Source organism: Arthrobacter sp. HMWF013 (assembly GCF_003061105.1).
Taxonomy (GTDB): Bacteria; Actinomycetota; Actinomycetes; order Actinomycetales; family Micrococcaceae; genus Arthrobacter.
The window spans coordinates 1-9,888 of the sequence record NZ_QAIQ01000232.1 but is presented as its reverse complement, the minus strand read 5'-3'; the positions used below and the strand labels follow the sequence as shown (position 1 = coordinate 9,888).

General features: G+C 66.5%; 9 protein-coding genes. 7 read left to right on the top strand and 2 right to left on the bottom strand.

The window, feature by feature from the left end; genetic code table 11:
* The 7 genes from DBR22_RS09545 to DBR22_RS09520 form a co-directional block, all read left to right on the top strand.
* Positions 1-237: HNH endonuclease (locus DBR22_RS09545; protein ID WP_146187449.1), on the top strand; the 237-nt coding region annotated here is incomplete at its 5' end.
* Positions 238-316: 79 nt separating this feature from the next.
* Positions 317-991, top strand: a complete 675-nt coding sequence (gene mobA, locus DBR22_RS09540; RefSeq protein ID WP_258229118.1) for a molybdenum cofactor guanylyltransferase — start codon at positions 317-319, stop codon at positions 989-991.
* Positions 988-1,281 (top strand): DUF6457 domain-containing protein, encoded by a 294-nt coding sequence (locus tag DBR22_RS23770; RefSeq protein ID WP_181365102.1) that lies wholly within the window; start codon positions 988-990, stop codon positions 1,279-1,281. Before mobA ends, DBR22_RS23770 begins: the two co-directional genes overlap by 4 nt.
* A gap of 10 nt (positions 1,282-1,291) precedes the next feature.
* The gene (locus tag DBR22_RS09535; protein WP_108598820.1) at positions 1,292-2,785 is read left to right on the top strand and encodes a molybdopterin molybdotransferase MoeA; all 1,494 of its coding nucleotides are present in this window, start codon (positions 1,292-1,294) and stop codon (positions 2,783-2,785) included.
* A gap of 136 nt (positions 2,786-2,921) precedes the next feature.
* The gene (gene fdhD / locus DBR22_RS09530) at positions 2,922-3,809 is read left to right on the top strand and encodes a formate dehydrogenase accessory sulfurtransferase FdhD (RefSeq protein ID WP_108598819.1); all 888 of its coding nucleotides are present in this window, start codon (positions 2,922-2,924) and stop codon (positions 3,807-3,809) included.
* A 132-nt stretch (positions 3,810-3,941) separates the two neighbouring features.
* The gene (locus DBR22_RS09525; RefSeq protein WP_108598818.1) at positions 3,942-6,989 is read left to right on the top strand and encodes an alpha-mannosidase; all 3,048 of its coding nucleotides are present in this window, start codon (positions 3,942-3,944) and stop codon (positions 6,987-6,989) included.
* Positions 6,990-7,036: 47 nt separating this feature from the next.
* Complete coding sequence (locus DBR22_RS09520; protein ID WP_108598817.1) at positions 7,037-8,140, top strand: LLM class flavin-dependent oxidoreductase; 1,104 nt, start codon at positions 7,037-7,039, stop codon at positions 8,138-8,140.
* A 230-nt stretch (positions 8,141-8,370) separates the two neighbouring features.
* On the opposite strand, the gene DBR22_RS09515 is transcribed toward DBR22_RS09520, so the two are convergent.
* Together DBR22_RS09515 and DBR22_RS09510 are read right to left on the bottom strand one after the other, a co-directional pair.
* Positions 8,371-9,108 (bottom strand): hypothetical protein, encoded by a 738-nt coding sequence (locus DBR22_RS09515; protein ID WP_108598816.1) that lies wholly within the window; start codon positions 9,106-9,108, stop codon positions 8,371-8,373.
* On the bottom strand, positions 9,105-9,869 hold the full coding sequence (locus DBR22_RS09510; protein WP_108598815.1) for a hypothetical protein: 765 nt from the start codon (positions 9,867-9,869) through the stop codon (positions 9,105-9,107). Before DBR22_RS09510 ends, DBR22_RS09515 begins: the two co-directional genes overlap by 4 nt.
* Positions 9,870-9,888 lie beyond the last annotated feature (19 nt).

Below are 9,888 nucleotides of genomic sequence, written 5' to 3'. Positions count from 1 at the left end.
GCCCACACCATTGACCATGTCCAGCCAAAATCACGTGGCGGCGCGGACTCCTGGGAGAACCTTGTGGCCGCCTGCCTCCGGTGCAACAACACCAAAGGTGACCACACCCCGTCCGAAATGGGGTGGAAGCTGAGGATTGTTCCCGAGCCGCCCCACGGCACCATCTGGCAGATCAAGGAACTGGAGAAGCCGACGCCGGCCTGGGACCCCTTCCTGCTGCCTGAACGGGCTGCCTGACCAGCAGCGCCCCCGGGATCGCCGTGGTTCCTGCGTCCCGGGTGTGCTGCGGCGTGGGCTGCGCGGTTAGGCTGGAACCGTGGATCCTGACCCCCTGGACTTTGATGCCGTCATCCTGGCCGGCGGCCGTTCGTCCCGGCTGGGAGGTGTGCCCAAGCAGGGCCTGACGTACGACGGCGATACGCTCCTTCGCCGTTCGGCCGCCGCTGCCGGGGCCGCCAGGTCCGCCGTCGTGGTTGGTCCAAGCACCGCGGAACTGCCTGAAGGGCTGCTCAGCTGCCGGGAGGAACCGGTCTTCGGTGGCCCCGCTGCCGCGATCGGTGCCGGGCTCGCTCGGCTGGCCGCCGTCGGCGGAAGACGCCCACCCTTCACCTTGGTGTTGGCCTGCGATATGCCTCACGTGGAACTCGCGGTGGCAGAGCTCAGGAGGGTGCTGGGCGCAGCCGGTGCCGGGCAGCCTGACGGATTTGTTGCTGTCTCGGAGGATGGCCGCCGCCAGCCCCTCGTCGCGTTTTATAGCACATCTGCGCTACAAAACGCGGTGAATGTGCTCGCGGCCGGCCGAGGCCTCACCAACGCTTCAGTCACGGCACTCCTTGCTAGTCTGGACGTGCAGCTTGTCGCCGTCCCGGCGGGCTCCACGGCTGACGTGGATACCCGGGACGATGCCGCCGCACTTGGAGTGGCCGGCGTGGAACCCTTGGGTGGTTCGCAGCGAAACGCCGACGCAGATGATTTGGGAGGCAAAGCGTGAAAAACCAGGACGAGACACTGGAGGAGTGGTGCCGGGCACTGCTTCAGGCCTACGAACTGGAGGACGTCCAGATCGATGTGAACGCGATCCTGTCGCTGGCCGGGGTGGCCGCGCATTCAGTGGTGCGCCCGGCCGCTCCGCTGACCACCTTCATTGCCGGTTTTGCAGCCGGGTTGGCTGCCGGATCGGGACAGGCCACTGACGCCGTGTCCATGTCCTCCGCCATGGACGTGGCCCGCTCGCTGGCCAAGGACTACGACGCTGAAGCCGCAGGGACGCCCGTCGAATGATTCCCGTCGAATGACCGCCGCCCCTGGCGACGCAGACGAAAGTCCGGACCCGCAGCAGCCCCCGGCACACCACCTGGCCCATACGTGGGAGGAAGCACGCAAGGTGGCCTTCGATGCCGCCACGCCGATTCCCCCTGGACGGGTGCCGCTCGGACAGGCTCTGGGCAGGGTCCTGGCAGAAGACATCACGGCACTGCACGATATGCCGCACTACGCGTCCTCCGCCATGGACGGCTGGGCCGTCAACGGCAGCGGCCCATGGATTGTCGCCGAGCGCGGCCAGCGGCTGGCTCCGCACCAGGCAAGCCCCATTGTCACCGGCGGACTGATTCCGCCGGGCGCCAAAGCAGTCCTGCGCAGCGAGAGCTCGGTGCTGGGCACCGACGACGACGGCCTGCCGCTCCTGCTGACCGGCGGAACCGCCCGCCCGGGAGAGCCCAAAAACGGCCAGCACATCCGGAAGGCGGGCGAGGAGGCGTTGGCCGGGGAGGCGCTTGTCAAAGCAGGTGTGGCTCTGAATCCGGCGCATCTGGCTGTGGCCGCATTGGCCGGACACGATGACCTGCTGGTCCAGGGCAAACCGGTGGTCAAGCTGCTCCTGACCGGGTCCGAAGTGGTGGCCCAGGGACTGCCCGTTCCCGGGCAGGTCCGCGACACCTTCGGACCCCAGCTCGCGGCCGTCATAGGCATGCTCGGGGGCATCTACGGCGGGCAGGAAAGAATCGGCGACTCCTACGCCGAGTGGCTGGCAGGTCTGGAGGATCTCGCACCCGAGGTGCCGGACGCCGCGACCCCGGCTGCCGACGTCGGCCGTGACCGGATCATGCCGGGCGGACCGGGCCTGACCGGGATGGTACCGGATGACTTCGTGCCCGCAGACGTCGTCATCACCACCGGCGGCACCGGCCGCTCCGACACGGACCACCTCCGCCGCGCCGTGGCCGAACTCGGCGGACGGCTGATCATCGACGGCATAGCCATGCGTCCCGGCCACCCCGCCGTCGTGGCCGAACTCCCGGATGGGCGGTTCGTCCTGGGGCTGCCCGGCAACCCGCTGGCAGCCATGATGGCCTTGTCAACGGTGGGCGGACCGCTCCTGGCTGCCCTGGCCCACGGCCCGCTGCCTCCGGTGCAGGAGGTCCCGTGCGGAACCACCCTGGACCCCGAGCCGGGCCGGACCCGGCTGATGCCTTTCCGGCTCCTCTATGGCATGGCCTCGCCCGCCCGGCATACCGGCCCGGGAATGATGCGCGGGCTGGCTACGGCCGACGGCGTCATGGTGGTGCCGCCGCATGGGGTGCAGCTCGGCGAACTGGTGCCCGCATTCGCCCTGCCCTGGGGGCCGCCGGTGCCTGCCCCGGAACAGCCGGGCACAAAAACACGGGGCAGGGCCGCCAGGAGTGCCCCGCGGGCCTCCGCCACGGACAACGGCGCCCAGGACGGTGCAGGCAAGGAAAAGGCAAAGCCCGCCGGCCCGGTGGACTGGAGTGCCCTGCTGGATTGAACGCCCCCGCCCGTCCCGTTCCCACGGTCCCCGTCCGTCGCCGGCGTCCATGGTGCGATGATTGACTTATGAACACCCCCAGCCGGAACACCAGTAACATCAGCCAGAATCCCGCAGGCAGGATGGACGGCCGCTGATGGGACGCGTGACCCAGCGCCGGAAGGTCCACAAGTACGTCCTTGACGGCTCGCCGAATGCCCTCGAATTCCCCGTCCGGCACCGCGAAGACGTGCTCGCCGTGGAGGAACCGCTCGAAATCAGGCTCGGCAGCATGTCCTTTTCGGTGACCATGCGGACACCCGGGGACGACTTTGACCTGGTGGCCGGTTTCCTGGTGTCCGAGGGGATTATCTGGAGTGCCGAGCAGCTTGTTTCCCTGCGGTTCTGCGCCGGCGAGGACGAGGACGGTGTCCAGACCTTCAACGTCGTGGAGGCACAGCTTCGCCCCGATGTGCAGCTGCCGGAAAAGGGCCGGAACGTCTTCACGTCCAGTTCATGCGGTATCTGCGGCACGGATTCGATCGATGCCGTGCGCAAGTCCTCCCACTTCAGCCCGGTCGCGGATCCGTTGACCGTTCAGGCGGACGTCCTGGCCTCGCTTCCGGAGCGGCTCCGTGAGGCCCAGGCTGTTTTCGATGTCACGGGCGGCGTTCATGCCGCGGGCCTCTTCCGCGTGGAGGACGGCGGCGGCGTGCAGCTCCTGTGCCTCCGGGAGGACGTCGGCAGGCATAACGCAGTGGACAAGGTAGTGGGCTGGGCGCTGCGGAAACGTCTCCTTCCCCTCTCCGGGCTCATCCTTCAGGTGTCCGGCCGGGCATCATTTGAGCTCGTCCAAAAAGCGGCAATGGCTGGCATTCCGGTCCTGGCGGCGGTCAGCGCGCCGTCAAGCCTGGCTGTTGAACTGGCCGAGGCCAGCGGAATCACGCTGGCAGGGTTCAGCCGCGGCCACAGCCTGAACATCTACGCCGGGCAGCGCCGGATTACCCTGCCGGATCTCCGGATTTCCGCGGAGCTTCAGGGATAAAGGCTGCAGGCCGGCACCCGGGATGGCGGTGAAGCTTGGCTATTTGGCTACTTGCCAGTAGATTTTATCCATCGTTTGGACGGGTTTGTCCGGATTGGTATTCTCCAGTTCAAGCATTAAAGAGGGCTTACATTGCATGACAACCGCCGGATCACCGAGGTCCGCCTGGACCGGTTTGTCCGGGAGCGGATCGACCCCGCCGTCTATACCCGCAGCATTCCCCTGAAGCTGAGCAGCTGGGATGTGCCGGACGAGCCTGTCTCCGTGATGGAGGCACTGCGGCACGACTTCCTGCCACAGGAACATGGAGCGGCCTGGGGCAAGCCCTGGGGGACCAAGTGGCTTCGCCTGCAGGGCGACGTCCCTGAGGGTTGGGGTACGGGCCAGGACACTGCGGTGGAAATTGTGGCAGACATCGGGTTCACCACCGAAGCCCCGGGCTTCCAGTGCGAAGGAATTGCCTGGCGTCCGGACGGCACCATCATCAAGGCCATCTCGCCGCGGAACCAGTACATCCCGCTGAAACTGCTCGGCAGCGGCATGTCCGTGGACTTCTACATCGAGGCGGCAGCCAACCCCGATGTTGCGCAGGGCTGGACTTTTGCCGCCACCCCGTATGGGGATAAATCGACGGCGGGCACGGCACCGCAGTATCGGCTGGGCACCATCGCCATCGCAGAACTGAACCAGACAGTCTGGGAGCTCCAGCAGGACATCCGTACCATCGCCGGCCTGATGCATGAGCTCCCCACCGAGCTGCCGCGCCGCCACGAGATCCTCCGCTCGCTGGAACGGATGATGGATCTGATGGATCCCGACGACGTCGCCGGCACTGCGGCAGCCGGACGCGAGGCGCTGGCGGAAGTCCTGTCCAGGCCGGCGTACGCCTCGGCCCACCAGCTGGTGGCGACCGGCCACGCCCATATCGACTCCGCCTGGCTCTGGCCCGTGCGCGAGACCATCCGCAAATGCGCCCGGACGTTCTCCAACGTGGTGGCCCTGATGGATGAGGACCCGGGTTTTGTGTTCTCCTGTTCCTCGGCGCAGCAGTTTGCGTGGATGAAAGAGTTCTACCCTGAGCTTTTCGGCCGGATCCGCGAGAAGGTCAAAGCCGGCCAGTTCGTTCCCGTCGGCGGCATGTGGGTTGAATCAGACACCAACATGCCCGGCGGTGAGGCCATGGCCCGGCAGTTCATTGAAGGCAAGAACTTCTTCCTGGACGAGTTCGGCGTCGAATGCCGCGAGGCGTGGCTGCCGGACTCCTTCGGCTATTCCGCAGCCCTGCCGCAGATCGTCAAATCCGCAGGCAGCCGCTGGTTCCTGACCCAGAAGATCTCATGGAACCAGATCAACCGGATGCCGCACCACACCTTCAATTGGGAAGGCATTGACGGCACCCGGCTCTTCACGCATTTCCCGCCGGTGGACACCTACAACGCGGAGCTGAGCGCGCGCGAGTTCGCCCATGCCGAGCGCAACTACCGCGACCATGGGCGCGGTACCACCTCCCTGGTGCCGTTCGGCTACGGCGACGGCGGCGGCGGGCCCACGCGGGAAATGCTGGCAGCCGCCCACCGCGCCGCGGACCTCGAGGGCTCACCCAAGGTCAGGATCGGATCCGCCGAGAGCTTCTTCACCGAAGCGGAGGAGGAGTACACCGCGCTGCCCGTATGGGCAGGCGAGATGTATCTGGAACTGCACCGCGGTACGTACACCAGCCAGGCCCGGACCAAGCGCGGGAACCGGCGCAGCGAACACCTCCTCCGCGAGGCCGAGCTCTGGTGCGCAACTGCCGCGGTCCGCACCGCCGGCGCCTACGAGTATCCGGGCGCTGAACTGAAGCGGCTCTGGCGGCTCGTGCTGCTGCACCAGTTCCACGACATCCTGCCGGGCAGTTCCATTGCCTGGGTCCACCAGGACGCTGAGCGTAACTACGCCGCCATCAGCGAAGGCCTCGAAACGCTGATCGGCCAGGCGGCAACGGCCCTGCTGGGTGAAGGATCACAGACCTTCCTGCTCAATGCGGCGCCCCATGCACGGAGCGGCGTCCCGGCCCTGGGTGTCGGCGAACCGGCAGCCGCCAAGGAACCCGTTCAAGCCACCGCTGCCGACGGCGGTTACGTGCTGGACAACGGTGTGATCAGGGCCGTGCTGGATTCTGATGGGCTCCTAGCCTCCCTCACGGACTATGCCACCGGCCGTGAGGCCATCGCTCCCGGGACCCGCGGCAACCTGCTCGAGCTGCACCGGGACACGCCCAACGAATGGGATGCCTGGGACATCGACGAGTTCTACCGCCGGAACGTCACACCCCTGACGGAAGCCCAATCAGTCAGCCTTGAGCGCCCCGGCACCAGCGCCGTCATCGTGGTGAACCGAACGGCGGGCTCGTCGCCGGTGACCCAGCGGATCCTGCTTGAAGCCGGCAGCGATTCCCTGAACATCACCACTGCCGTTGACTGGCAGGAGCAGGAGAAGCTGCTCAAGCTGGGCTTCCCGCTGGACGTCAAGGCGGACCGATCGGCGTCGGAGACGCAGTTCGGCCACGTCTTCCGGCCCACCCACGTCAACACCTCCTGGGAGGCCGCGAAGTTCGAAATCTGTGCGCACCGCTGGATCCACGTCGCGGAGCCGGGATACGGCGTCGCGATCTCCAATTCGTCCACCTACGGCCACGACGTCACCCGGAGCATCAGGGAGTCCGACGGCGGGACCACCACGGATGTGCGGCTCTCCCTTTTGCGGGCACCAAAGTTTCCGGACCCGACGGCGGACCGCGGCCAGCATGAACTGACCGTGACAGTTCGGCCTGGTGCCGGCATTGCGGAGGCCGTGGAGGAGGGCTACCGCACCAACCTCGTGCCCCGGATGATGCGTGGCGCCCACGGCGCGGAACCGTTGTTCACCGTGGACAACCCCGCCCTCGTCATCGAGGCCGTCAAGCTGGCTGAAGACGGCTCAGGCGATGTAGTGCTGCGGCTCTACGAGTCCTGGGGCCGGCGTTCCACGGGGTTGGTGACGGCGAACTTCCCGGTCGCTTCCGTCCTGGCGACGGACCTGCTGGAGCGCGCAACAGAAGCCCCAGGCGTCCGCATTTCCACCGGCAAGGCTGGAACCCACCCCGGCGCGGAGCTTTCGCTGCGTCCCTTCCAGCTGGTGACCCTGAGGTTTGCACGGTAGTTTCCGGGGCCGGGAATATGCGTATGCATGCAAAGCTTGCATAGGGCATGGAACTTGGAATTTTCACCTTTGGCGATATCCACAGGGATCCCGTACACGGCACCACCGTGTCCCCGGCGCAGAACACGCTGGACATCCTGGAGCGGGCCCGGCTGGCGGATGAGGTAGGACTGCACTACTTCGGTGTGGGTGAGCATCACCGGCCGGACTATTCTGTGGCCTCGCCTGCCACGGTGCTCGCAGCCGTGGCCGCCCAGACCAGGCGGATCAAGGTGGGCAGTGCTGTCACCGTCCTCAGTACCGAGGACCCGGTGCGGGTGTTCCAGCAGTTCGCCACGATCGACCTCATCAGCCAGGGGAGGGCCGAACTCACAGCGGGACGGGGAAGTTTCATCGAGTCCTACGCCCTGTTCGGGGCCCGGTTAGAAGACTACGACGCGTTGTACGAGGAGAAGCTGGACCTGCTGCTGAAGATCAACGCCGGGGAGCGCGTGACCTGGAACGGCCGGTTCAGGCCCGCGCTCGACGACGCGGAGATCCTGCCGCGGCCCTTTCCAGCTCCGGACGGGCGTTCGGGGCTGGATATCTGGATCGCCACCGGCGGCACTCCGCAGTCAACCGTGCGGGCCGCAACCTTGGGACGGAATGTCATGTATGCCCTCCTGGGCGGATCCTTGCGGAACTTCGAGCGCCACACCGCGCTTTACCGGAGGACCGCCGCCGGGCACGGCTTCGGGGACGCGGGCCTGAAAATCGGGGTGAGTGCTCCTGGTCTGGTCCTGCGGGACGGTTCGGCAGGCTCCGGCCCGGCCGTACTCGGCCAGGCCGCCGCCAGCCGGGCCAAGGACGCTTTCCGGCCGTACTGGACCGACTCCATGCGCCGGCTCGCGGCGGAGCGCGGTTTCCCCACACCCAGCGGAGTCACCTACAACATGGAATCAGCACCGGGCGGCGCCCTGTTCGTGGGGAATCCCGAGCAGGTGGCGGAAAAGATCATCCGGATGCACGGCCACCTCCAGCACGACAGGCAGATCTTCCAACTCGACTTCTCGTCGGTTCCGCAGAAGCTGGTTTTGGAATCGATTGAGCTGCTGGGCACCGAAGTGTTGCCGCTGGTCCGGCAGGAACTTGGCTCAGTGGCGACCCGCTGAAACGGTCACCCGGCAACCGTCCGCCGTATGGGCCTCAAGCGCGGTATGGGCTTTAAACAGGCTGAGTGGGGGCGGTCCCCAACGGCCCGCCACCACTCATCCCCCCAATGCGTGTAAAGGATCAACAGGCCCGGCGTCCAAGAAGTTATCCCCGTTCGCAAACACCGGCACCGACCTTCACACATTCATGATTGTGCCACATCTAATGATTTTGTGAAATGCAGAGGATGTTACTTTTCGGTAGAAGTCCGCCGGGTCGCCATTTTGCCCCCGTACCGTACCCTTGCGGCCCAGATCAGAGCCAGGCCAACCACAAAACAGAGCACTGCCGTGTAATTGATCACAAACTGGATGGAACCCAGCTCCGGGGGGATCAGGGGAAACAGCAGGCTCAGGCCAATGGCAACCGAGCCGATGGCCAGCAGGAGGGCCGCCAGCCGGACCAGCCGGGGGAGGGTGCTTCGGCAGGCGCGGCACATTGCGGGCAGCAGAACCAGTGCTACATAGGCCGGGTAGGCGCGCCCGGCGGCAGCGTAGTACTCCACGAGCACCTCATTGGGCCCGTCAGCAGCGGACAGTGCGCTGAGGCCTGCCGAAGAGCCTGCCGTATCCATCATCAGGAACACAGCCACCACCACCAGCGAGACCAGCCCCAGCACGGACATGCCGATCCGCCCGGTGATCAGCCGGTAGCCGTCGGCGGCATCGAACCCCTTGGTGATCCGGATGCCTACGAAGTAGATGGCGGCGAAGATGACGAAGCGGAGCAGGAGGTTGGCTGCGTTGACTCCGCCCATAGCCTGGTCGATGGCGAGATAGGGACCCTCGATGCTGAGGAGGATGGCCAGGGCCATCAGCGCGAAGATGTAGAAAAGGGAGCGGTTCTGCCCCCGGACGGCGCTGGGCACACGGGCTGCCGCCACCACAACGCAGACGGCCAGTGTTGACCACTGAAGAATTGCGATCATCCCAGGTTCTCCCAGATTTTTTCGGTTTGTTCCTGGTCATGTTCGTGCCGGCGCAGGGCCCGGCCGAGGGCCTGAAGCCGCTCTCCGGCCAGTGTGGTCAGCTCTCCGTCGGAGAGGCTGGCCAGGGCGTCCTGGCGGGCTCCGGGTGCCCAGCCTGCCTCGGCCTCCGTGACCAGGCCCGTGGCCACCAGGCCGTTGGCCGGTCTGACGCCGGCGGCCAGGGAAGTGGCCACCGCCAGTTCGGGTGCCAGCCGGTTCGCGGTCAGCTGGGCCGAGTAGTTCTGCGGGGCGATTCCGGTGGCCTCGGAGACACGGTGCCGCAGCTCGCCGTCGTCGATTGCCTCCACCCAGTTCTTCACCGAGGTGGCATGCGGGGGCGGCTCCAGGGCCGGCGCGTCCGTCCCGGGCACTTCCAGAGCCGGCGCTCCGGACGGTGTGCCCGCCGGTGCGCCGACTGAGCGCGCCAGCAATGCCCGCAAGAGGTCCGGTGTGGCGATCTGGCTGACCAGTTCGGACCTGGTGGGCTGCGGGGCCGGTTCCGCCAGGGAACTGTAGGCATCAAAAGCAGCCAGGGCAGAGAGCGGATTAACGTTGTAGGCGCGGCTGATGCTCACCACGGTTGATTCCGCCACCTTGCCGCGGACCAGTTGCTGCGCCAGGGTGGTCCGCTTGATTCCGGAGACCCGGCAGATGTCTGAGGTGCTGGTATCCGGGGCGATCCCTTGCAGCCAGCGTTGGAACACCTTGGCGGAAATGGGCATTAAGGGCTCTCTGCAGAAC